Origin of the sequence: Archangium lansingense (assembly GCF_026626635.1) — a bacterium.
Lineage (GTDB): Bacteria > Myxococcota > Myxococcia > Myxococcales > Myxococcaceae > Archangium > Archangium lansingense.
In genome coordinates this window covers 12,684,933-12,708,713 of the sequence record NZ_JAPNKA010000001.1, presented here as the reverse complement: position 1 = coordinate 12,708,713, position 23,781 = coordinate 12,684,933, and the positions used below count along the sequence as shown (strand labels likewise).

The window sequence follows — 23,781 nt, the reverse complement described above, 5'->3', positions numbered from 1 at the left end:
CTCGCTGGTACGGGGCCTGCAATCTCCCGATGGCAACGCTCATCCAACGTCCCCATGTGGGATCCAAGGAGTCCAGTCGCATGGCCACTATCCACGTCATCATCACTGAAACCGACCTTCGCTACCCGGACGGCCAGACGATCCACCCGGGAGACACGGTGAAGTTCCAGGTGGATGGCACCATCGGCGATGTCACGGTGCAGCCCGACACGCCCTGCTGCTTCACCTCGTCGGCTTCCTTCACGCTCAACACGGACACCCTCGCGACGTCCGCGCATCAGGAGACCGTCGCGAACGTCCTCCCCGCCAAGTACCATTTCACGGCGGACGTCCCCGAGGAGGTCCGCAGGAAGTTCCCCAACTGGGAGGTGAAGCGGGGCGAGCTGGATGTGTCGACGGGTCCCAAGGAGGAAGAAGAGAAGCAGAAGGGCACGCGGCGTTAGGGCACGGGCGGACCGGTCACGGGCTGCCGCAACGCGGTGAGCCGGTGACGCCACGCGGGCCCGAGGTGGGGATTGCGGGCCAGCGCCTGTTCCAGTTCCTCGCGGGCCTGGTCGCGCCATGCTCGTTGTTGCTCGGCGCCTGCGGCGGTGCCGGCCATCGCCAGGAGCACGCTGGCGTGCAGGACCTGGGCACGGGCCCACTGGGGCCGGGCGGCCAGCACCTGCCCGGCCAGCTCGAGGGCTTGTTTCAGGACCGGGGCCGGGTCGGAGCCCCGGTGCTCCATCCATTCGGCCCGGTCGCGGTGGAAGTGGCCGGCGGCGAGCCGGTACTCCAGTTGCCGGGGGTCCAGCTCCAGCGCCTGTTGCCAGGCCTTGGCCGCCTGCTCGAAGTCCTCGTCCCGGGCCTTGTCCTGATGGGCCAGCCAGCGGGCCCGGACACCGAGCGTCTCCCCGAGGTAGCGCCACGCGTTACCCAGCCGGGGGTTGAGCTCGCGCGCCCGTGCCAGCGCCCCCTCGGCACTGCCGAGCTCCGACCGTGGATCTCCCCCCTGCTCCAGCACCCAGGTGGCCAGCAGCAGATGCGCCCGGGCCTGGTTGGCCCAGAGGTCGGCATCGCCGGGCAGCAGCTCGAGCGCCTTGCGATAGGACTCCAGGGCGGCACGCAAACCGGGGCCCGGGTCCTCCCGCCGCGCGAGCTGGAACAGGGCTCGCGTCACCCGCACCTCGCCGAAGTTGTTCCAGGCGAAGGACTGCTGGGGCGCCATGTTCCGGGCATGCTCGAAGGACTTCCAGGTCTCGGCGAGCAGGGGCTCGGGGTCGCCACCCTCCTCCCAGACTTGTTCCGCCTGCCACAGGAGCGCCGCGCCCAGGCTGTTGTGGAGCTGCGGCAGCTTGGAGTTGATGGCCAGTCCCTGGCGGTAGAGCGCCAGCGCCTTCTCCAGGTCCGGCCCATACTCCTCGCCGTGGTCCCTGCGATGGCGGGCGAGCAGCTCGGAGGCATAGGCCCCCTGGAAGCAGGCCACGGGATTGGAGGGGTTGAGGGTCAGCGCCCGCTCGAGCGCATCGCGGGCCCGCCCCAGGTCTCCCGCCTTGTCCGGGGCGTTCGGGGTCGAGGCCCGCTTGCGGTACACGCTGCCCAGGTTGATCCACGCATCCGACTGACGCTCATCCAGTTGGATGGCCGCGAGGTACGCGTCGATGGCCTTCCCTTGCTGGACGAGCGGCTCGCCTCCGTGCTCGCTCTCGTAATCGGCCCACACCCGGTGGCTCACTCCGAGGTTGATGAAGAAGTGGTAGTCGCGGGCCTCGGGGCGGACGCGCTCGAAGGACTCGAGGGCCAGACGCAGCTGCTCGCGCGGATCCTGTCCCTGCTGCTGCCGGTAGCGGGCCCACAGCCTGTAGGTGATGGCCATGTCCAGGGTGACGCCGTCCGAAGGCGCGAGCTCCTTGGCGGCGCGCGCGGCGGCGAGGGACTTCTCCAACAGGGACTCCACGCCGTCGCCGCCCTTCTGGAGGCGATGCTCGGCGAGCCGGCGGTGCAGGCGCGCCACGGCCAGGTGGGAGAGGGCGTGGTCGGGCGCGGCGGTGAGCGCGCGGGAGAGGGACTCCTGGCCACGCTCGTAGTGGGGCTGGACGTTGCCTTGGCCATACAGCTCCATGACGAGTGTGGAGATCTCCAGCAGGGCCAGGGAGTAGTGCACGACGGGAGCACTCTCGGCGGTGGCGATGGCGGAGGCATAGGCCTGACGGCCGGCGTCGAGGTCCGTTTGGGCGCCGGGGCGGTCTCCCTGGCTCCAGCGCTGGTTGGCCCGGGCCAGGAGGATGTCACCCCGGAGCAGTGGCCCCTCGTGGAACCAGGGCTGCGTGCCGCCCATGGCGTCCAGGTGGGCCAGCGCCTCTTCGTGATGGTCCTCGAAGAAGGCGAGGAGTGCCTTCACATATAAAGGAGGGGCGGGGACGTCGGGGCCCTCTGCCTGGCGGAGGTAGGCGAGAGCGGGGTCCCGGTAGCGCTGCTGGAGTTCGCGGCGGCGGGCCTCGCGCTGCTCGGGGCTGCGCCGCTCTACCTCCTGCAGCAGTTGCTCCTTGTAGAGATGGCCGAGCACCAGCGCGAGCGCCCAGGCCACGCGCGGCTCGCGGTAGCCGTGCGCCCAGGCGGACTCGAGCCGCTCACGCGCGCCCGCTCTGTCATCCAGCGCGAGCAGCCCGCGGCCCAGGGCGTACTGTCCTGGCCCCATGGCATGCGCGCCCGCCTGGCGCACCTCGGCCTCCAGCGCGTCCATCTCCGCGCGCAGGGCCTTCCGGTCCTCGCGCGTGTCGTGCAGCCGGGAGAGGGCGGAGTAGCGCGCCGCGGCTTCAATCCGCTCCACGCGCTCGGTGAAGCGGCGGGAGAGGCGCTCGCGCTCGGCCACCTCGCCACGGGCGACCACGGCCTGGCCGAGGGCCAGCAGCACCACCAGCAGCGCGGCGGAGCCCAGGGACAGGGCCACCCGGTGCTTGCGGGCGCGCTTGCGCAGCCGGTAGCCCAGGCCCTGACGCGCCAGCACGGGCTCTCCGCTGAGGAAGCGCTCCAGGTCCTCGGTGAGCGCGCGCGCCGAGTCGTAGCGGGCCGGGCGCTCCTTCTCCAGGCACTTGAGGACGATGGCTTCGAGGTCCGCGGGGATGTTCTTGTCCAGCGCGCGCGGGGGCCGGGCCTCCTCGGACTGGAGGCGGGTGATGACCTCGAGGGCATTGGCGCCGGTGAAGGGCGGCTTTCCGGTGAGCAGCGCGTAGAGCGAGGCGCCCAGGGCGTAGACGTCCACGCGCCGGTCGAGCTGGGAGACCTCGCCCCGGGCCTGCTCGGGCGCCATGTAGTGGGGCGTGCCGAGCACCGCGCCCGAGGCCGTGCCTTCCTCCTTCCAGTCGCGCGCCAGGCCGAAGTCCATGACGAAGGGCGACAGGCCTCCGTCCTGGGTGCGCTCCACGAGGATGTTGGCGGGCTTGATGTCGCGGTGGACGAGCCCGGCGCGGTGGGCCGCGTGTACGCCCTCGGCGGCCTGGCTCAGCAGCAATACCTTCTGCTCCAGCGTGAGCGAGGGCGCGAGCTGGCCCAGGGGCTGTCCGTCCACGTACCGCATGGCGATGAAGCCACGGCCCTGCACCTCGCCGACCTCGTACACCTCGCACACGCGCTCGTGGCGCACCCGGGCCTGGGCGCGGGCCTCGGCGAGGAAGCGGCGCGCGAGCTCGGGGTCATCCCCGCGCACGAACTTGAGCGCCACGTTGCGACGCAACAGTGGGTCATACGCGAGGAACACCAGGCCCATGCCGCCCTGGCCGAGGAAGCGCACGGGCTGGTAGCGGTCCCACCCAGGCACCGGGAAGGTTGGCTCGCGCGGCTCGCTGGAGGCGGGTCCGCTACCGGAGGAAGACGGCGCCTGGGGCGAGGAGTTGGCGGAACCGCGGGGAATGGGAGTCAGGGTGGCGGCTTCTTCGGGCTGGGCGCCACTCGGGGCGGAGTCCGCATGCCGGCCCGTGTTCTCTTGAGAGAGCTCCTCGCGCAGCATGAGCAGGGTGTCCTCGGAGAGCCGGCCTCGCTCTCTCAGCAGCTCGAGGGGGCCGCGCTCCAGACGGAGCGCTTCCTCTCGCAGGGCTTCTGCCTCCTCATGGGAGAGCAGTCCCTCGTCCAACACGAGGAGCAACTCCTCCTCGTACGCCTCGTGCCTTGCCCCTGTGGTGCTCACGCGGAGAGCATACCGGCAGGTGCCATCCTTACGGGAGTTCCGCACGCGGGTCCTTCTCCCTGAGCGAGCCTGTGGGAAGGGGCTCCGGGCAAGCGTGCGCCGGGTGGGGTGATGCCCGCCCCACGGTACCCGGTGGCCCGTGGGGTGGTGGTACCGCGGACTGCACCGGCGGGCCCGAGGGTGAAATGCCAGGGGGCCCGGCACTTCACTCACTCGGGCCCTGCCCCCGATTCCCAGGCCGGGGGCGGCCCGCCGGCGGGGCCTACTCGAGGACCACGAACTCCACGCGCCGGTTGTTGGCGCGGCCATCGGCCGTGGCGTTGGTGTCGATGGGCTTCTCCATGCCGAAGCCCTCCGACGTCAGCCGGTCCGGCGTGATGCCCTTCTGCACCAGGTACTCACGCACCCACCGGGCGCGGCGCTGCGACAGGTCCTTGTTGTAGCTGGCCTTGCCGGCGCTGTCGGTGTGCGCCTCGATGCGCAGCTTCTTGATGTCCGGGTTGGTCTCCAGCACGTCGGCCACCTGGTCGAGGATGGGCAGGGACTGGGCGAGCGCGTTGTCCTTGTCGGTGGCGAAGAACACCTTCTCCAGCGTGCGCAGCTTGCCCTTCTCGACCACCACCTTCGACGGAGCGGGAGGCGGCGGAGGCGGCGGAGGCGCCTCGACCATCACCACCACGTTGGCCATGGCCGAGCGGTCGGGGCTGCCCGCGACGCGGTAGGTGAACGTGTCGCGGCCGGAGAAGCCCTGCTTCGCCGTGTAGCGCAGCGCGCCCTCGGGCGTGGTCTCCACGATGCCGCCGCTGGAGGTCACTCCCACCTCGGTCACGCGCAGCAGCTCGCCGGGCTGGCCCTCGTCGTTCTGCAGGATGTTGAGCGTGATGGACTGGCCCGCGAGCACCCGGCCCGCGTCGTCATTCGCCACGAGCGCGGGAGGAGGAGGAGGCGGCGGCGGGGCGGTGACGATGGGCGCCGGAGGCGGCGGAGCCGGCTGCACCGGGCGTCGCAGCGAGTCCGACGGGGCGTAGCTGATGGCCGCGAGCGCCCGGAAGCGGGGCGTGCCGAAGCCGTTGGTGAGGCCCGGGCCCGCGCCCACCGTCATCTCCAGGTTCTTGTAGAAGCCCCAGCGCAGGGCCATCAGCAGCTCCAGCGGGCTCGTGGGGACGGAGGGGCTCATGAGCCCCACCTCGCCGGACAGGGTGGACAGCAGCGCGAGCTTCCAGCGCGGCACCAGGTCCACCTTGCCGCCGATGCCGTACGTCACCGAGGTGCCGAGGTGGAGGTTGAGGAAGCGCTGCGGGCGCCCGAAGTAGATGCCGGCGTTGGCCATGACGGCCGAGCCACGGGGGCCCCGCCACTCGCCCACGAGCGTGGGGTTGAAGGTGACGCTGCCGCCGCCCAGGTACGAGTCCTTCGGAGCGGTGGGGAACGTCACGGGCAGCGCCAGCGCGAGCCCGTAGTTCTCGGAGCGCAGCAGCGCCGTCTTCAGGTTGAGCCGCAGGTCGGAGAACGCCGTGGTGGCGAGTGCTCCCTGGAGATTGGGATCCACCATCCCCGCGCCGCTGGTGGTCTGGTAGACCATCATCGGTAGGGCCGCGCCGAGCTCGAACCGGTCGAACAGGGCCACGGAGCCGGCGAGCGTGAGGTACGTCTGTCCGCCGACGAGGATGCGCTGGAAGCTCGGGTTGTCGGTGGAGACGAGGCGCAGCGGATGGTGGGCGTAGTCGGCGAAGAGGCGGGCGCTGAAGGTGAGGTGCTCGGGGACGTGCGCGGACTGCACGCCGAGCAGGTCATCCCGGCCGGGCTGCGGCTGGAAGCGCTCCACGAGGAAGGAGCGGCTCAGGTCCTCCTGGGCCAGGGCGGCCGCGGGAGCGGAGACCGCGGCGGCGGCGGCGAGCACCGCGCCCGTCTTCCGGCGGCGGCGCAGGAACGCGGAGAGCGAGCCCAGCACCAGCGGCCACAGCGAGGCCGTACCGGCGGTGGTGGAGCAGCCGCTGCCCTGCACGAGCCACTTGGAGTGGTCACCCTCCGGCTTGCAGGTGCCGTTCAGGCAGAAGGAGTTCTCCGCGCACTGGTCATCGGAGGTGCAGGCGTCGAAGCAGGCCGTCTCCCCGCAGGCGTAGTCGCCGCAGCTCTGCGTCTGGAGGGTGCAGGCACCGGCGCCGTTGCAGGCACCGCCCGTGACGGCCACGCCCTCGGAGCAGCTCGCCGAGCCGCACTGCACGGAGGCCTCGGGGAAGGAGCAGGTGTCGCGCGTCGTGCCGTCGCAGACGCCGCCGCACTCGGAGCCATCGGAGCCGCAAGCCGGACGGTCACCCCTGGGAGCACCCGTCACCGCGCCGCAGGTGCCCACGCTGCCAGTCGTGTTGCAGGCCTCGCACTGGCCATCGCAGGAGGTATCGCAGCACACGCCATCGGTGCAGAAGCCGGTGGAGCAGTCGCTGTCGGTGGTGCACTCGCCGCCCCAGTCCGTGCCCGGACGCTTGGTGAAGGAGGCGACCAGGTCGTGGGCCTGGGTGACGTTCGTCAGGACGTAGGTGCCGCCCGAGACGGAGGACGTCACCTCCGAGTCATTGTCCGTGAGCGAGCCGAACGTGTAGCCCGGGGTCACCGTGACGGTGCAGGTGACGGGCTGGCCGTGCACGATGGGCGAGGGGCAGGAGACGGAGCCACCGGGCCCGTTGCTGCTGGTGGTGATGGGGTACGTGTTGACTGTGAAGAGGGCGGTGACGTTGGTCGCCTGGCTGACGGTGAGGGTGCAGGGGTTGGTGGTGCCGGTGCAGCCGCCGCTCCAGCCCGCGAAGGTGCTGCCCGGCTGGGCCGTGGCGGTGAGGCTCACCTGGGAGCCCTCGAGGAAGTCGGCGCTCGCCGAGTCGCAGCTCGGGCCGCAGTTGATGGCGGCGGGGCTGGTGACAATGGTGCCGCTGCCCGTGCTCGTGGGGTCCTTCTGGGCCGTCACGGTGTGCAGGGTGCCGACGCCGTTGACGTCGACGGCCGTGTTGTTGGTGTCATCCGGGTCCTGCATGCCCGCCGGGACGGAGACGGAGGCGCGGTTGGTGATGGAGTCGGAGCCGGAGCCGGGGATGACCTGCCCGGCCACGGTGTAGGTCAACTTGCCGCCCACCGGGAGGTCCGCGGTGGTGTGGATGTTGCCGGTGCCCGAGGCGGCCGGGCAGGTGGCGCCACCCGAGGCCACGCACGTCCAGGACACGCCGGTGAGCGCGGCCGGGATGTCATGGTCGATGGCGGCGCCGTTGGCGGCGTTGGGGCCGTGGTTGGAAACGTCGAGGGTGTAGCTGACGGGCCGGTCCCAGCCGACGGCGACGACACCATCGGAGATCGAGGCGGAGAGGTCGGCGTAGGAGACGTTGGTGGTGAGGGCCGTCTGGACGAGGGGCCCGATGAGCGGGGACACGCCCTTGCCGCCGACGTTGTAGTTGCCGTGGGCCACCTGGCCAGTGGCCGTGGGGTCGATGTGCACCTTCACGTCGAAGGTGGTGCTGGCGGTGGGGTTCATCGTGCCCAGGTCACACGTCACCGTGCGGGTGGCGCTGTTGTGCGTGCAGGTGACGCCGGGCGGCGTGTCGATGGAGACGAACGACGTCTGGTCGGGCAGGACGATGGTGACGGTGGTGTTGTCCACCGGGCCCTCGCCCGAGTTCTTGACGAGATAGGTGTACGTCAGGTCCGAGTCCGTGTTGGAGGACTTGGGAGCGCTGGCGGCGATGGAGAGGCCGGGGAGGAACGAGCCGAAGCCGTCCACGTACACATGGCCCCAGTGGGCACCCGGCGAGCAGCCCGCGGCGATGACCTCGAGCTCCACGGTGTCTCCGACGGAAAGATGCGCGTCACCGGGCGCGACGTCAACGGCCTGCCAGTCGGTGTACTGGATGTTGCCGCTGGTGGTCTTCCAGGGGACGCCGGGCTGGTTGGCGAAGTTGAAGGTGCTCCAGAGCACGGTGTTGCGCGTCACGTTGCGCAGGGTGATGTAGATGTATGGCTGCTGGTGCTGCTCGTGGTTGGGGTTCTGGAGCACCGGGGCGAGCGCGAACCGGACGTGCAACTTGCCGTCGGCCGGGTCCACATCGGAGGTGCCCAGCGTCGCCGACTGCACCAGGCGGTTGACGTTCTTCTGGTTACCCAGCTCGTTCACCACCGCGGCCCACTTGCCATACTTGGGCCAGCGCAGCGAATCGGCGGCGGTGAGTCCGGCGGGAATCTGGGTCTCCGGGCCGCCCGTGGCCTCCTTGGCGGCGGTGCGGTTCGTCCCGCCCGGATCGAAGTTGAGATCCGCGGTGCTGGTGGGCGGAATGGTGATGCCGGGGTTGAGGTGGGTGGTGACGGTCCAGCCGTTGAGCGTGCCCTCCTCGAAGTTGCCGTTGGTGAAGAGGGACTGGGTGCTGACGGCGGTCTCGGGCCGAGCGGACTCCTCGGAGGTGTCGCTGCGGGTGCAGCCCGAGGTCATGGCGACAAGCAGCGCGAGCGCCGTGCAAAGAGGCGTGAGGGTCACTCCGCGCCGAATCGTGCGGCGCGGGGACGGTGTGGACGACGGATTCATGGTTGCTCCTGAGGCTCCCCCCTGATGGCTTCGGGAGCCGACACCCGGCGGGGTGTGCCGAGGCCTAAAGCAGCAACCGTGCCTAGGGGCCGCTCAGGGGCCGTTCAGAGGGAGAGCCAGGAGAAACCGGTCCGGGAGGCCCGGGACGGGCGCCTTTTGACGCGTCAAAGGGGGGGCCGCCACCGGCGTTGACGCGTCAAGAACCGGGGGGAGCCATTCTCTTGAATGTTGGAAGCAGCCGGGCAGGGCCTCCGGTATTCGGCCCGAAGCACGGCGTGCCTTGCGTTCCACGCCGGCCCATGTCGACATGGCCCCGCCTTCGTGGCTCTGGTGCATCCGCCAGGATGGGAGGCCTCATGGGCGTCATCTACCTGATGGGCTGTATCATCGTGCTGCGCTTGGGGACGCGAATCCATTGCGCCACCGCGGCCGTGATCGTCCTGGTGGCCCTGGGGGTTCGCTTCCTGCCCGGGTTGATGGAGGAGTCTCCTCCGGAGCCGCCGCCCGGCGCCCCTCTCCAGAACACGGGCAGCGAGAGGCGCCCGGACGAGAACCAGGCACTCCTCATCGTGCTCGGCGCGCTCCTGCTCATCGGCGTCCTGTTCGCCGTTGTTTCGAAGGTGGACTGACGGGGGAGATTTCCCGGGGCCTCCAGGTGCCGCCTCTATGATGCGGCGGAACGTCACTCCCCAGAGGGATTTCCCCACATGCCCGCACCGCTCCGCCGTGCCCTCTCCGCCGCCACGCTGGCTGCCTTGCTGCTGCCCCTCGGGTGTTCCACCTCCCTCACCACCAAACGCGAGGATGAGAAGCGCATGAGCTCCTCCGACGACGTCTCCAGGTCCGCCCCCCGTTGGGGCATCGTCATCCACGGCGGCGCGGGCGTCATCAAGCGCGAGTCCCTCTCCTCCGAGCGCGAAGCCGCCGTCCGCGCTGTCCTCGCCGAGTCCCTTCAGGCCGGCCACGCCATCCTCGCCAAGGGCGGCTCCAGTCTGGATGCCGTCACCGCCGCCGTCCGCGTCATGGAAGACTCGCCCCTCTTCAACGCCGGCAAGGGCGCCGTCTTCACCCATGACGGCAAGAACGAGCTCGATGCCGCCATCATGAATGGGCGCACCCGCGAGGCCGGCTCCGTGGCGGGCCTGCACCACGTGAAGAACCCCATCGTGCTCGCGCGGGCCGTCATGGAGAAGTCCCCGCACGTGATGATGATCGGCGCGGGCGCCGAGGAGTTCGCGAAGCAGCAGGGCGTGGAGCTCGTCCCCGAGAGCTACTTCTATACAGAGGACCGCTGGCAGTCCCTGCAGCGCGCGCTCGAGGCCGAGAAGAAGCAGCAGGAGGCACCGCCCGAGCAGGGGCAGCCCCAGGGCCCCTCGACCTTCTGGGAGCACCCCGCCGGCCGCGAGCACAAGTTCGGCACCGTGGGCGCGGTGGCGCTGGACCAGTCCGGCAACCTCGCCGCGGGCACCTCCACCGGTGGCATGACGAACAAGCGCTTTGGCCGCGTGGGAGATGTCCCCGTCATCGGCGCCGGCACCTATGCCAACGAGCGCTGCGCTGTCTCCGCCACCGGCCATGGCGAGTACTTCATCCGCTACACCGTGGCCCGCGACATCTGCTCGCGCATGGAGTACCTGGACCTACCGCTGCTCGAGTCCGCCAACCAGGTTGTCATGGATGTCCTCGTGAAGGCCGGGGGGGAGGGCGGTGTCATTGCCATGGATGCCCAGGGTAACGTCGCCATGCCCTTCAACTCGTCGGGCATGTACCGCGGCTACATGGGGCCGGACGGTGTCGCCGCTGTCGCCATCTTCAAGGAGTGACAGATGAAGCAGCTCGAAGGCAAGGTCGCGCTGGTGACTGGAGCCAGCTCGGGAATCGGTCGTGCCACGGCCATCGCCATGGCTCGGGCCGGTGCGAAGCTCGTCGTCGCCAGCCGCGGCCACGAGGGCAACGCTGAGACGGTGGAGCTGATCCGCAAGGAAGGCGGCGAGGCCATCGCCATCCGCACGGACGTGACGAATGCCTCGGACATCGAGGCGCTCGTGCGCGGCACCGTCGAGCACTACGGCCGGTTGGATGTCGCCTTCAACAACGCGGGCACCACCGTCGCGCCGAAGGCTCTCCACGAGTTCGACGAGGCGGAGTGGGACCTCGTCCTGGACACCAACCTCCGGGCCGTCTGGCTGTGCATGAAGTACCAGGTGCGGCAGATGCTCGCGCAGGGCGGCGGTGCCATCGTCAACATGTCCTCCATGGCCGGGCTCATTGGCACCAAGGGACTCGGCGCCTACACCGCCAGCAAGCACGGCGTGCTCGGCCTCACGAAGACCGCGGCGCTCGAGTACGCGCAGCAGCGCATCCGCGTGAATGCGGTGTGCCCGGCTGTCATCCGCGGCACCGTGCTGGTGGAGAGCCTCTTCCGAGAGCACCCGGAAGTAGGCAAGGCGCTCGAGGCCACTCACCCCATCGGCCGCGCGGGCCAGCCGCAGGAGGTTGCCGAGGCTGTGGTGTGGCTGTGCTCCGATGCCGCCTCCTTCGTTACAGGCCACGCGCTCAACGTTGACGGCGGTACCTTCGCCGGCCGCTGAGTCCCAGACGCGCAGGGGGTGACATGGGTTCAACTCGGGGCCCGTGTACCCTCACCCTGTCCCTCTCCCGAGGGGAGAGGGGATGTTCACTGCGGGGCGGCTCACGGCGGGGAGGTTCAGGGCGAGGCTCCGAGGTTGTGCGCCTGCGTGAGCAGGGTGAGCACTTCCTCGTCGTCCACCTGGTGGAAGTCCTCGTACCAGGCGCTCACCGCCCCCAGCCTGTCCGGCTCCTGTACCGCGATCACCTCGTCTACCTCCTCGCGGCGCAGGGCCTCCGCCGTCTCCGCCGACGCCACCGGAACCGCCAGCACCAGCTTGTCCGGCCCCAGTGCTCGTACCGCTCGTGCCGCCGCTCGCGCCGTGCCTCCCGTCGCCAGTCCGTCATCGACCAGCAGCACCGTGCGCCCCCGCATGTCCGGCAGGGGCCGCTCGCTCCGGTACAGCCGCACCCGCCGCGCCAGCTCGCGCGCCTCTTGATTCGCCACCCCCAGCGCGTCCTCGTTCGTCAGGTCCGCGTATGCGAGCACCTCTGGGTTCACGTACAGCGCGCCGCCTTCTGCGAGGGCGCCCATTCCCAGCTCCGGCCGCCACGGCACTCCCAGCTTGCGCGCCACCAGCACCTCCAGTGGGACCCCCAACGCCGTCGCCACTTCGTAGCCAACCGGTACTCCGCCTCGCGGGAGCGCCAGCACCACCGGCGTCTCGTCCAGTGTCTCCCTCAATCGCTTCGCCAGCATCCGTCCCGCTTCTTCCCGGTTCCGGAATCGCATCCTCATCGTCCTCCCTCCTTGCGTTACCTCATGGCGCGTGCAACTCCTCCCGCAGCTCCGCGACCACCTGCTCTCTCTCCGCGAGCAGCCCGGGGCTCACCTCCACCGGGTACGGGGGCCGCACTGGCTCGAGCTGCCGCACCTCCAGGGGCAGGTGGCCCAACTCCTCCCGCGCGTGCGCGCGTATTTCCTCCAGTGTTGGCGAGGCGTCCTCCATGCGTCGGCCCACATGCATCACCTGTCGCAGCAGCGGCCGGCCCGGGAGCACCTCGCCATGGCGGGCGAGCACGTCCCGCCGCGCTACACCGTCCTCCTCCTCGCGGAACACCTGCTTGCGCCCGGGCAGCAGCACCTTGCCCGTCGACAGCTTGAGCCGCCCGTGGCCCGCGTACTCCACCAGCTTGTAGGCCATGTCTAGCGCGGGCACGTCCGCGGACACTCCCATGGCCGTGCCTACGCCGAAGGCGTCGATGGGCGCGTGGTGGGCCAGCAGCCGCGCCACCTCGTCCTCATCCAGCCCGCCGCTGGCGAAGATTTGAACGCGCTCCAGCCCCGCCGCGTCCAGCAGCCAGCGCGCCGAGTGCGCCAGCGACACCAGGTCTCCCGAGTCCAGCCGCACCGCGCGCACCTGGAAGTCCGGGCCGAGCTCCCGCGCCAGCTCCACCACCTTTCGCACGCCCTCCAGCGTGTCGTACGTGTCCACCAGCAGCGTCGTCTCGGGGAAGCGGCGGACGTAGGCGCGGAAGGCGGCGAGCTCGTCGCCGTGCGCCTGAACGTAGCTGTGCGCCATGGTGCCGGCCACCGGAAGGCCGTAGCGCTGGCCAGCCAGCAGGTTGGACGTGGCACTCACTCCGGCCACATGGGCCGCGCGCGCCACCTTGAGGCCCGCATCCACCCCGTGCATCCGCCGCACTCCGAAGTCCACCACCGGCCGCCCCTGGGCCGCCTCCACCACTCGCGCTGCCTTGGAGGCCGCCAGCGTCTGCAGGTGTACCTGGTTGATGAGGTACGTCTCCACGAGCTGCGCCTCGGGCAGGGGCGCCACCACTTCCAGCAGCGGCTCCTCGGCGAAGACGGGCGTGCCCTCGGGCACCGCATGCACGTCTCCGGTGAAGCGGAAGTGCTCCAGCCAGTCCAGCAGCCGTGGTGAGAAGCGCCTCAGCGATTCCAGCCAGGCGAGCTCCTCGGAGGAGAAGCGGAGTGTCTCCAGGTACGCGAGGGCATCCTCCAGACCGCACGCGAGCAGGAAGTTGCGGCGCGCGGGCAGCCTGCGGACGAAGAGGCTGAAGGCGGCCTCGTCGTGGAGCCCCTCGGTGAGGTAGGCGTCCACCATGGTGAGCTCATAGAGGTCCGTGAGGAGCGCCGACGCCATGGTTTCCTTTCTGGCATGTCCCGTCTGAGGACGTCCCACTTGAGCACCATGCCCCTCGCCCTCCGGGAGAGGAGCCCCCCGTCGGTCAAAGGGGGGGCAAGCCCCCCGGGGTGAGGGTGCCTGTCACCGTGCCCTCACACCGAGGCCGACGGTCCTCCGCCCTGGGCCGAGGAGAGGGCCCAGCGCTCCAGCTCGGGTTGAGGCATGAGGCCGCTGCGGCGTGCCACCTCGCGGCCTCCCGAGAAGACAATGAAGGTGGGAATGCCCCGCACGCCGAGCTGACTGGAGGGCTGCGGGTGCGCTTCGGTGTTCAGCTTGAGGACGAGCAGCCGGCCCGCCTGGGCGCGGCCCACCGCGTCGAGAATGGGGGCAGCGGCGCGGCACGGGGCGCACCAGGGGGCCCATAGGTCCAGGAGGACGGGCACGGGCGAGGCACGCACCGCCCGCCACAGCGCTTCCCCGTCCACCTCCTGGGGTTGGCCCGACACGTCGAGCGGATTCTGGCAACGGCCGCAGGTGGGCTGGCCAGGGGGACGGGGCTCTCGGACACGGTTGAAGGCGCCACAGGACGCGCAACGGAACATGGGGGACCTCCAGTCCTCTCCGGTGAAGGTAGCGATGCGGTGGGGCCAGGGCTGTCCGCTCGCGTGCTCCGAGGGCGGGCACGCAGGCTTTGCGGTGGCTTCCCCTGGGGGTGCAGCTTTTACCTGGGCCACACGGGCGCGAATTGTCCCGCTCCCGGGCGGCTCGGGTGGCTAGAGTGCCCGGCACAGGACGTGAACTGACGCGTCGATGACACCTGGGCCCGCGGGCCCGTGCGGGAGTTGCCATGACCATTCTTTGTGCCACCCACTTCTCGGACGCTGCGCAGCGAGCGGCCACGGCCGCGGCGGAGCTCGCGCGGAAGATGAACGAGCCCCTCTTCCTGGTGCACGTGCTGCCGGGCGACATCGCGCGGGCCTTCGGCCAGACGCTGCGGGAGACGGCGACGTCGGCGTTGGTGGATGAGGTGCGGCGTCTGGAGAAGCTGGGGGCGCGGGTGAGCCACCAGCTGCTGACGGGCGAGCCGGCCGAGGAGCTGGTGCGCTTTGCGGAGGAGAAGGGGGCCGGGCTGGTGGTGACGGCGGGACCCACGAGCGCCTCGCCCTTCCTGGGGGTGGGTGGCACGGTGGACCGGCTGGCCACGGCGTTGCCGGTGCCGCTGATCGTGGTGCGCGAGGCGGAGCCCTTCGAGGCGTGGGTGAACGGGACGCGCCCGCTGAAGGTGATGCTGGGGGTGGACCGCTCGCTGCCTTTCGAGGCGGCGCGTGACTGGCTGCAAGGCCTGCGGCGGTACGGCCCGGTGGAGGTGGTGGCCGGGCGCATCTACTGGCCGCACGAGGAATACCAGCGGACGGGGCTGGCGCAGCCGATGTCCTTCCAGGACGTGACGCCCGAGCTGAAGCGCGCGCTGGAGCAGGATGTGCGCTCGCTGGTGTCGCCGCTGGAGACGATGGGACAGGCGCCGGCGCGTCTGAGGCTGGAGCCGGGGGTGGGGCGCATCGCGGACCACCTGGTGGCGCTGGCGGCCGAGGAGAAGGTGGACGTGCTGGTGGTGGGAACGCACCAGCGGCGAGCCCTCGGCAAGCTATGGAGCGTGTCGCACCATGCGCTGCGGCTGGCGAAGATGTCGGTGGTGAGCGTGCCCGCGGCGGTGTTGGCGCGGGGCTCGGCGGCGGCGATTCCCACGCTGCGCTCGGTGCTGGTGGCCACGGACTTCTCGGAGGCTGCCAACCGGGCCATTCCGTATGCCTTCTCGCTGCTGCCCAATGGGGGCACGGTGTACGTGGTGACGGTGGGGGAGAACCCGCAGCAAGCCATTGAGCAGGAGCGGGACTTGCGGCAGCGGCTGCATCAGCTCCTGCCAAGGGACGCGGATTCGCAGGGGCGCAAGGTGCAGGTGGAGGTGCTGCCGGGCCCGGACGTGGCGACGGCGCTCCTCAAGGCCGCGGAGCGCCTGGCCGTGGATGTCATGTGCCTGGGCACGCACGGGCGCTCGGGGCTGAAGAAGACGGTGATGGGCTCGGTGGCCAAGGATGTGATGTCGCGCGCCGACCGGCCCGTGCTGGTGGTCCGTCCGCCCGAGGGGTGACGAGGCTGCATTCGCACTCCCTGTCAGCACCCGCCTCGCTCGTCCAGCACGTGGACTGCGTGTGGCGCCTGACGGGGAGTGCCGAGGACCGGCGGGTCCCCATCCTGCCGGACGTGGCGGGAGCGGGTGTGGTGCTTCAGCTCGGTGAGCCCGCGCGGCTCATCGAGGACGGGCGTGCGAGCCCCCTGCCGGAGCGGTTCGTGGTGGGCGGGCTGGGACGCGCGCTGCAACTGGAGCACTCGGGGACGGTGGGCTGACGTCTCCGCAGGTTGGCTGGTGTATGCGGCGTCGCGGTGAAGAGCGCCTCGCTTCAGGGCTTCTTCGGCTCTTCGGCATCAAGCTCCGCTTCGATGGCCGCCAGTTCGGTTTCTGCCTTGGCGACGCGGGCGTCGTGGGCAGCGGCGGCTTCCGGATCCATCAAGCGCCAGTAGGGGACGCTCCACCGCCAAGCTGACTGGACATGTGCTCGGGCAGGGCCCTGGAGGAGTTGCTGACTGTGCGTGGCATGCTGGAGGACGTGCCCGAGCACGGCGTGAACGGAGCCACTCGCGTCCAGGGTGTGCTGGATTGCCTGGTGGGCATCGGAGAGATGGGCGATGGCTCCCTCCAGATAATCCGTGAGCTTCGATTGCGCCAGGGAGAGCGACTCGCAGGCGAGCATCTCCTCGGGGAGCTCGAAGTCACATCGTTGGGCCGAGGCTGCATCTCCCCACTCGGGCACGTGCTCTGGAGGCAGGGTGAGCAGGCTCTGGGCAAGCTGCACGGCGCGTGGCGCATGGGCCTCTGCGTCGTGGTCCTCGAGGATGTAGAGCTCGTACAACTCACTCCAGAGCTGGGTGGCCTGCTCCTTGCGCCCCAGGTGGGTCTTCTGCTTCTGGAGGCGCGAGAGGAGCTCGTCCAGGTCGGCATCCAGCTCCCGGAGCTGGAACTTCAGCTCGTACCAGGGCTCTTCGTTGGGTAGATCCAGAAGCAGGGACTCGACAGGGCGCCGCGTGGACATATTCGTTCCTAGCCGCAGGGCAGCAATTCACCGGCCTGCTCCCCCATCTTCCTGGCTGCTTCAACGAGGCGGGCTTCGATGTCGGCGATCTGCTCGGGAGTACGAGCCGGGTGGTTCCTGGCTTTGCCAAGAGACGCCATGAGCTGACTGCGGCTGCGGCAGTTCTTGAGCTTCTGGTGGATGTTCCTCACGGCCGTCTTGATTTCACGCCACCAATGCCCGTGCGTCTGCTTGTTCGGGGGCTCGCCTGGTGGCACGCCACCCACTTGCTCCAACTCAAGGATGAGCGCCAGGTGGCGTGCGATGTGCACCAATTGGCTGTTGATAGCCTCTCCATCGATGGCCGTGGCCATGTTGGCGGAGTCTGTCGCGGAGTCGATGGCCCGGACGGCTCTGGCGGCTTCGTTACCGGGACCGCAGGACTCCAGGGAGGGGTACTTGCGGATGCAGCATTCGTAGGTGTTGCCACACTCAAGCAGCGGTTGCTGGGCGGCTGTCGGCAAGCTCCACAGGAGCACGGTCATCAGGAAGACGCGCAAGTGCATGGGACTCCTCCGGTGCGAAGAGGCACTACCGGAGAGCAGCATACAGGTCGCGCTTCCTCACATGGCGCCTGTTCATGTTCCTGCCGAGCGCGCTCACCGTTGGCGCGGCGGTGCGGTGGCGCCCGAGCTTGTTGCCCTGGCTGATGGGGGCACGGCCTGCTCGACGTGTCCGCAGGCTGGCTGGTGTACACGGCGTCGTGGTGAGGAAGTGGCTACCGCCAGCATACACCGGAGCCTCGCAGAGGCCTGTCTGTATGTTTAGCGAGGAATGAGATTGTAGTGAATTGAATAGGCCCTGAGCTTGTCCATGATGTAGGACGCCATGGAGGCAGCTTTGCAATGCGCTTCACTGAGGTGGTGGAATTCTAGATTCAGTGTGGCACCTGACCAATCGGTGATGGCATCGACGAAAAGATTTTGCTCTCCAGCATTTACTTCAAATTGTTCGGGCGAAACCTTGAAGCTTGGGAGATGCTCAGAAAGCAACGAGCAAATTGCTGTGTTGATTTTCTTGTGATGTTTTGACGACAAGGATTGAATTCCGGCATACGCCTCTTTTGTGGCGTTGAGGATTCTCCCTTTTCTCGTCGATGTGAACTCTGGAACCGTCTGGTCGAGGAGGAACCGGTAGAGATCTGTCGTCATGAGTGTTCGGCGCGCATTTCCTGCATCTTTTCTGGCGCCTTTTTCGACAGCAAGTTCACACAACTCGCCGTCATCATGATGCAAGCACGCATAAACGACAGAACTAGGCCCCATCGTAACCAGCCGGGCCTCGAAAAGCGATATCATATATCCCAAGTGATGGTTGGGATTCTTGTTGCGCTCTTGCCACCATTTCCCGGATTCTGAGCGCGGGGAATGGCCGAGCAGGGGTTCTGGTGCGAGGATTTGGTTTCCGGCGCGCCTGATGCGATTTGCTTCTCCGTTTACGTCGCCACTTGATGTGACGACGAATAGGAGGCGTGGCAGTCGGCGGGTAGCCTGAACATTGGAGATCCTGTCTGCGATTACTCCTCCAACCTTTCCGAGAAGTGCGCCTATCGTGTCTGATTCCGCACAGAGAGACTGAACTAGATCTGTCGTTATTCCAATGTCGTCGTAGGTCTTGCTGAAGCGTAGAAGGAGTCGCTCAAGGATCTTTGACCACTCTTCCTTTGGAGGGCCGTGGATGGCGATGTCGCTATCAGCCGGAATGAAGTTGCCGCCGCCGATTCGACTGGCGATATCTCTGATTTCGGCCTGCCAGCTCTTGTCTGTTGTGGGCCAGCAGAAGATGACGTCTGAGCGCTGCCGGAGCTGTTGGTTCAGACTGGCAAGTAGTTGCTTGAGTCCCACCTTGTCATCCGAAACCTCTCGTCCGTCGAAGAGTACAAGGATGGAACGCTTGCTATCCCGAGTAGGAAGGTTGCTTTGTAGCCAGGCGGGAACTGCACGCAAATCTATAGTCGGCGGCACGCTGACTACAGCTGTGAACAATTCCGGCATGTGAACCGCCGCCGAGTGCACAGCAGTAGTTTTTCCTATCCCACTGTCTCCGTGGAGCAGGGCAAGCAGTCCGCCATTCTGGATGCGTGCTTTTTCCCTCAGTTTGGTCAGACTCTTGAGGTCTGAATCAATTGGTACGATGAGGGGACGGATTTCGCCGGAGAAAGAGTTGTATAGCGATTCAAATCGATTTGGGATGGAGATGTTCGAAAGAGCCTCCGTCCTAACGCTTTCTGGAGCTTTGCTGTTAACCGCTACTCCAGTTTGCTGATAGGTCGAGGACGGTGCGTTGAGGCTGGGGGCGGTGGTTTGGGCCTTGAGCGGCTTCCTGACTGTGGTCTGCTTCTTGATCTTGAGTGGCTTCTTGCCCCTGGTCTGCTTCTTGGCCTTGAGCGGCTTCTTGTTCTTGATTTGTCGCTTGGCTCTAGCTTTTTGTGGGCTCATTATCTTGGGTATGGCCGGGATGCGTAGGCGTCTTTGCTGCGGCCAAAACTTGAGGAGAGCTTTTCAAACTGTAGTGTGAGCTGCAAGCTCCCTCTGGTGGTAACTGCGTGAGAAACTACCGCGCTACTTGGAGTCCCTCGTCTGCTGATGCCTATCCTGGCTCAGGGCCCGGCGATGTCCATGTACACCCGCCTGGCCTTCACCGAGTAGAAGCGGCCCTCGGGCAGCACGTACGCGGTGAGCCGTTGGCCGTAGACGCAGCCCGAGTCCAGGCCAATGGCATACGGGTACTGCTGCACGCCTCGCAGCGCGTCGTGGCCGAAGATGACGAGCTCCGGCCCCTTCCACAGGCTCGCCCACGGTGCTCCCGCGTCCACCTTCTTCGAGGGCTCTCCCTTCGGCGTGATGCTGCGCAGGTTGAGCATCAGCTCCGGCTCCTGCTCTTCCATCGGCACGCCAGGCACCAATCCCCCGTGCACCACGCGCACGTTCAGCTCGGGGACGTGCCGGTGCACGGGCAGCGACTCGAGGTACGCCCAGTCCTCGTCCTCCAGCGTGTCCAGCACCTGCTTGTGCTCGCGCTTGAGCTTCTTGCCCGCGGGCATCTTCCCCGCGTGCCAGCGCAGCACGTGCTCGTCGTGGTTGCCCCGCACCGCGAGCATCCCTTGCTCCCTCGCCCGGCGCACCACGCCCGCTGAGTCCGGGCCCTTCGCCACCAGGTCCCCCACCAGCACCACCCGGTCTCCCCGGCGGTAGCCGCACTCGCGCAGCAGCGCGTCCAGCTCCTCCGAGCAGCCGTGCACGTCGCCGATGAAGAGGGTCCGAGTCATCTGCCCGTGGGATTCAACTCTTGAGCGCGGCCTGACCTTCCGACGGCGGCTGTACCTTCCAGCGCCGGTGCAGCCACAGCCACTGGTCCGGGTAGCGCCGCACGTACTTCTCCAGCACCGCCGTCACCGCCGCCGTGTGCGCCGTGAGGGCGTCCTGCTTACCCAGGTCCTCGGGCGGAAGAATCGGCCCCTCCACCTCCAGCCGCAGCTTCTGCCCGCTCTCGTCCCGAATCCCCATCACCACGAACACCGGCGCTCCCGTGCGCTTCGCCACCACCGCCATCGCCGGTGTGGTGGAGGCGGGCCTGCCGAAGAAGGGCACGAACGCCGCTGCCTTCGCCGGCAGCGACTGATCCAACAGCATCAGCACCGTCTCGCCCAGCCGCACCGCCTCATTTGCCTCGGCGATGGCGCCCCTGGGGTAGATGAGCCCCGCGCCCGCGGCGATGCGGTTGTCCACGATGCGCATGTTGAGCGCGCCCTTCAGCGGGCGCACCAGGGCGTTGAGGGGAATGCCGCGCCGCAGCAGCATCTTTCCCGCGCGCTCCCAGTTGCCGAAGTGCGCCGTCACCAGCAGCGCGCCCTGGCCCTTCGCGATGTTCGCCTTGAGCGCCTCCCACGCCTCGCCCTTTATGTCCTCGGCCTCCCACCACGTCTCCACGTGCTCCTTCGTGTCGATGGACTCGAGCACCACGCGCGCCATGGTGATGTATGCCCCGAGCGCAATCTTCCGCCGCTCGGCATCGCTCATGTCTGGGTAGGCGTGCGTCAGGTTCTCCAGGGCCACGCGGAGGCGGATGCCCAGGGTGAACGCCAGCCGGCCCACGAAGCGGGCGAGCCCATCCCTCCAGGATGCGGGCAGCGCGCACACCCCATCCATCAGCCGGTTGGCGAGCCACCCTACGACCGGAGACGGACGCTGCCCCTGCACCTGGACGAGCCGTGCGGGCGGGAGCGGGGGAAGGGGCGGAGACTCGGGGGACGGAGCGGGGGCGGACACGGCGGCGCACTCCACCCGGAAGTGGGGTGGCAGGCAAGGGGGCTCCCACCGCCTGTCGCTACCCCGCCTGCCCGTCCTGGGCTAGACCGTGCGCCATGCCCAGAACGACCCGACGCGCCTCGTTCGCCCTCCTGGCCGCCCTGACGGCCTGTGGGGCCCGCCAGCCCGTTCCCACCCCGGACGCTGACCCCTCCTCCTCGCCGAGCCCCTCGGTGGAAGTCGTGGCCGCGCCCCGGCCCACGCCCGCCTCGCCGGACCTGCGCCTGCCCTCGCAGGTGCGCCCCACGGGCTACACCGTCGAGCTGACCATCGACCCGGCGGCCCCTGTCTTCCAGGGCGTGGTGGACATGGAGCTGGAGGTGAAGGAGGCCACTGACGCTCTCTGGCTCCACGGCCGTCACCTCACTGTGCGCGAGGCGACCCTCACGGTGGACGGCAAGTCCGAGCGCCTCACCCCGGTGAAGGGCAAGGGAGACTTCCTCGGCTTCGTCCCGGCGAGCACGCTGAAGCCCGGCGCCGCGCGCCTGCGCATCGTCTACGAGGGCCAGCTCTCCGAGCGTGAGACGTCTGGGGCCTTCCGAGCCCAGGACGAGGGCGCGTGGTACGCCTACACCCAGTTCGAGCCGATCGGCGCGCGGCGTGTCTTCCCGTGCTTCGACGAGCCGGGTTTCAAGGTGCCCTGGCAGCTCACCTTCCACGTGCCCGCGGGCAACGTGGCCGTCACCAACACGCCGCTGGTGAACGAGGAGCCGCGCGCCTCGGGCGGCACCACCTACCGCTTCGCCCGGACGCAGCCGGTGCCCAGCTACCTCATCGCCTTCGGCGTGGGCCCCTTCGACTTCCTCGAGGCGAAGCCCTCGGGGGAGAAGGCCGTGCGCACCCGCATCGTCACCCTCAAGGGGCGGAGCGCGGAGGGCGTCTATGCCGCGAAGGTGACGCCGGAGATTCTCGGCCACCTGGAGCGCTACTTCGGCACGCCCTACCCGTACGAGAAGCTGGACGTGCTGTCGGTGCCGCTGCTCGGCGGCGCCATGGAGCACCCGGGCCTGGTGACGTTCAACTCGGCCTCCATCCTGGCGAAGCCGGGGGAGGACTCGCTGAACCGGCAGCGCCGCTTCTACAACACGCAGACGCACGAGCTGGCGCACCAGTGGTTCGGCAACCTCGTCACCCTGGCGTGGTGGGACGACTTGTGGCTCAACGAGGCCTTCGCCACCTGGGCCACGCCGCGCATCATCGAGTCGGCCCAGCCCACGTGGGATGCCCCCATCGAGCGGGTGCGGAGCCGCGCGTACGCGCTGGGCGCCGACAGCCTGGTGACGGCGCGCCGCATCCGCCAGCCCATCGTGAGCGAGGACGACATCCACAACGCCTTCGACGGCATCACCTACGGCAAGGGCGCCGCGGTGCTGGCCATGGTGGAGGGCTGGCTGGGCCGGGACGTCTTCCAGCGCGGGGTGCAGCGCCACCTGCGCACCCATGCCCACGGCAACGCCACCGCGAAGGACTTCCTCGAGGCGCTCTCGGCCGAGGCGGGCCGGGACGTGTCCGGCGTGCTGGGCTCCTTCCTGGACCAGGGTGGTGCGCCGCTCGTTACCACGCGGCTGGACTGCTCGGGCAAGGTGCCGGTGGTGAGGCTCTCCCAGAGCCGCTTCCTGCCGCTGGGCTCGTCGGGAGACGCGAAGCAGGAGTGGAAGGTGCCCCTGTGCGTGCGCTACGGCTCGGGCAAGGTGTCCGGCCGCGCGTGCACCGTGCTGGAGGGCGAGTCGGCCGAGCTGCCCCTGCCCGAGGCCAAGGCGTGCCCCACCTGGGTACTGCCCAACGCGGACGGCGCCGGCTACTTCCGCACCGCGCTGGATACGCAGATGCTGGGCCGGCTGCTCTCCACCGAGAGCCGCCAGCTCTCGCGCGCCGAGCGCGTGGCCCTTATCGGTGACGTGCAGGCGCTGGTGAACGCCGGGGCGATGCCGGCCGCGGACGCACTTGGCCTGGTGCCGGGGCTGGCCGGGGAGAAGGACCGCCAGGTGTTCCAGGCGTCGCTGGAGCTGCTGAATATGCTCCGGCCCTCGCTGCTCTCCGAGTCGCGCCACGCGGACCGGGCGCGCTTCCTGCGCGACACCTATGGAGCGCGGGCCCGGGCGCTCGGCTTCACCCCGCGCGCCAACGAGGACGAGGACACCCGGCTGCTGCGTCCCATGTTGCTGGGCATCGCCGGTGAGGAGGGCGGAGACCCGCGGCTGGTGGGCGAGGCCCGGCAGCTCACGCGCAAGTGGCTGACGGACAGCAAGGCGATTGCTCCGGAGCTGGTGCGCACCACGCTGGCCATCGCCTCCGCCCATGGGGACGCCGCGCTGCACGGCGAGCTGATGAAGGCCATGCGCTCGGAGAAGGAGCGGCACAAGCGCGAGCAGCTCATCAACGCGCTGTCGGGCTTCAGCGACCCGGCGCTGGTGAGCGAGAACCTGAAGCTGCTGTTGGACTCCTCGGTGGACATGCGCGAGGTGGACGGCCTGCTCTTCGGGGCGAGCTGGGACGTGCGCACGCGGGACGTGGCCTACGCCTTCGTGAAGGAGAACTACGACGCGCTCGCCGGGCGGCTGCCGGAGGAGATGGTGGGGGCTCTGGCGTGGTCGGCCGGCTCCTACTGCGACCCGGTGCACCGCCAGGAGGCCGCCGCCTTCTTCACCCAGCGGCTGGAGCGCGCCCCCGGTGGAACCCGGATGCTCGCCCAGATGTTGGAAGGGATGGACCTGTGCATCGCCTTCAAGGCGGCGCAGGGCTCCAGCGTCGAGTCCTTCCTCTCCTCGCCGAGGACGGTGCCGGCCCGCACCGGCCGCTGAGCGCTGTTGTCCTCAGGACAGTCAGTGCTTTCCGGGCTTTGGGTGGAAAA

17 protein-coding genes are annotated in these 23,781 nt (G+C 68.9%); 7 read left to right on the top strand and 10 right to left on the bottom strand.

The window, feature by feature from the left end; all coding sequences use genetic code 11:
* Positions 1-80: 80 nt before the first annotated feature.
* Complete coding sequence (locus OV287_RS51070) at positions 81-443, top strand: hypothetical protein (RefSeq protein ID WP_267541377.1); 363 nt, start codon at positions 81-83, stop codon at positions 441-443.
* On the opposite strand, the gene OV287_RS51065 is transcribed toward OV287_RS51070, so the two are convergent.
* Together OV287_RS51065 and OV287_RS51060 are read right to left on the bottom strand one after the other, a co-directional pair.
* Complete coding sequence (locus OV287_RS51065) at positions 440-4,207, bottom strand: protein kinase domain-containing protein (protein ID WP_373371890.1); 3,768 nt, start codon at positions 4,205-4,207, stop codon at positions 440-442. The genes OV287_RS51070 and OV287_RS51065 overlap by 4 nt on opposite strands.
* 217 nt (positions 4,208-4,424) lie before the next feature.
* On the bottom strand, positions 4,425-8,720 hold the full coding sequence (locus OV287_RS51060; protein WP_267541376.1) for an OmpA family protein: 4,296 nt from the start codon (positions 8,718-8,720) through the stop codon (positions 4,425-4,427).
* A 356-nt stretch (positions 8,721-9,076) separates the two neighbouring features.
* Between OV287_RS51060 and OV287_RS51055 the strand changes: the two genes are divergently transcribed.
* From OV287_RS51055 to OV287_RS51045, 3 genes are all read left to right on the top strand, one after another.
* Positions 9,077-9,349: a hypothetical protein gene (locus OV287_RS51055; RefSeq protein WP_267541375.1), complete on the top strand. Its 273-nt coding sequence runs from the start codon at positions 9,077-9,079 to the stop codon at positions 9,347-9,349.
* A gap of 78 nt (positions 9,350-9,427) precedes the next feature.
* Complete coding sequence (locus OV287_RS51050; RefSeq protein ID WP_267541374.1) at positions 9,428-10,543, top strand: isoaspartyl peptidase/L-asparaginase family protein; 1,116 nt, start codon at positions 9,428-9,430, stop codon at positions 10,541-10,543.
* 3 nt (positions 10,544-10,546) lie between these two features.
* On the top strand, positions 10,547-11,311 hold the full coding sequence (locus OV287_RS51045) for an SDR family oxidoreductase (RefSeq protein ID WP_267541373.1): 765 nt from the start codon (positions 10,547-10,549) through the stop codon (positions 11,309-11,311).
* A gap of 116 nt (positions 11,312-11,427) precedes the next feature.
* Here OV287_RS51045 and OV287_RS51040 read toward each other — a convergent pair whose 3' ends face one another.
* The 3 genes from OV287_RS51040 to OV287_RS51030 form a co-directional block, all read right to left on the bottom strand.
* A complete protein-coding gene (locus OV287_RS51040; protein WP_267541372.1) occupies positions 11,428-12,087 on the bottom strand; it encodes a phosphoribosyltransferase in 660 nt (219 codons plus the stop codon).
* Positions 12,088-12,109: 22 nt separating this feature from the next.
* A complete protein-coding gene (locus tag OV287_RS51035; RefSeq protein WP_267541371.1) occupies positions 12,110-13,453 on the bottom strand; it encodes a nicotinate phosphoribosyltransferase in 1,344 nt (447 codons plus the stop codon).
* Between the two features lie 134 nt (positions 13,454-13,587).
* Positions 13,588-14,037: a thioredoxin family protein gene (locus OV287_RS51030; protein ID WP_267541370.1), complete on the bottom strand. Its 450-nt coding sequence runs from the start codon at positions 14,035-14,037 to the stop codon at positions 13,588-13,590.
* 245 nt (positions 14,038-14,282) lie between these two features.
* Here OV287_RS51030 and OV287_RS51025 point away from each other — a divergent pair, with 245 nt between their 5' ends.
* Together OV287_RS51025 and OV287_RS51020 are read left to right on the top strand one after the other, a co-directional pair.
* Positions 14,283-15,584: a universal stress protein gene (locus OV287_RS51025; RefSeq protein WP_267541369.1), complete on the top strand. Its 1,302-nt coding sequence runs from the start codon at positions 14,283-14,285 to the stop codon at positions 15,582-15,584.
* On the top strand, positions 15,581-15,841 hold the full coding sequence (locus OV287_RS51020) for a hypothetical protein (protein WP_267541368.1): 261 nt from the start codon (positions 15,581-15,583) through the stop codon (positions 15,839-15,841). Before OV287_RS51025 ends, OV287_RS51020 begins: the two co-directional genes overlap by 4 nt.
* 53 nt (positions 15,842-15,894) lie before the next feature.
* Here OV287_RS51020 and OV287_RS51015 read toward each other — a convergent pair whose 3' ends face one another.
* The 5 genes from OV287_RS51015 to OV287_RS50995 form a co-directional block, all read right to left on the bottom strand.
* Entirely contained in the window at positions 15,895-16,584 is a 690-nt protein-coding gene (locus OV287_RS51015; RefSeq protein WP_267541367.1) for a hypothetical protein, read from the bottom strand.
* 8 nt (positions 16,585-16,592) lie between these two features.
* On the bottom strand, positions 16,593-17,129 hold the full coding sequence (locus OV287_RS51010) for a hypothetical protein (protein WP_267541366.1): 537 nt from the start codon (positions 17,127-17,129) through the stop codon (positions 16,593-16,595).
* A gap of 258 nt (positions 17,130-17,387) precedes the next feature.
* On the bottom strand, positions 17,388-19,061 hold the full coding sequence (locus OV287_RS51005; protein WP_267541365.1) for a P-loop NTPase family protein: 1,674 nt from the start codon (positions 19,059-19,061) through the stop codon (positions 17,388-17,390).
* A gap of 161 nt (positions 19,062-19,222) precedes the next feature.
* Entirely contained in the window at positions 19,223-19,891 is a 669-nt protein-coding gene (locus OV287_RS51000; RefSeq protein ID WP_267541364.1) for a metallophosphoesterase, read from the bottom strand.
* 13 nt (positions 19,892-19,904) lie between these two features.
* Positions 19,905-20,891 carry a lysophospholipid acyltransferase family protein gene (locus OV287_RS50995; RefSeq protein WP_267541363.1) on the bottom strand — a complete coding sequence of 329 codons (987 nt, stop codon included), beginning with the start codon at positions 20,889-20,891 and terminating at the stop codon, positions 19,905-19,907.
* A gap of 95 nt (positions 20,892-20,986) precedes the next feature.
* Between OV287_RS50995 and OV287_RS50990 the strand changes: the two genes are divergently transcribed.
* Positions 20,987-23,731, top strand: coding sequence for a M1 family metallopeptidase (locus OV287_RS50990; RefSeq protein WP_267541362.1), 2,745 nt, complete (start codon positions 20,987-20,989; stop codon positions 23,729-23,731).
* Positions 23,732-23,781: the final 50 nt, after the last annotated feature.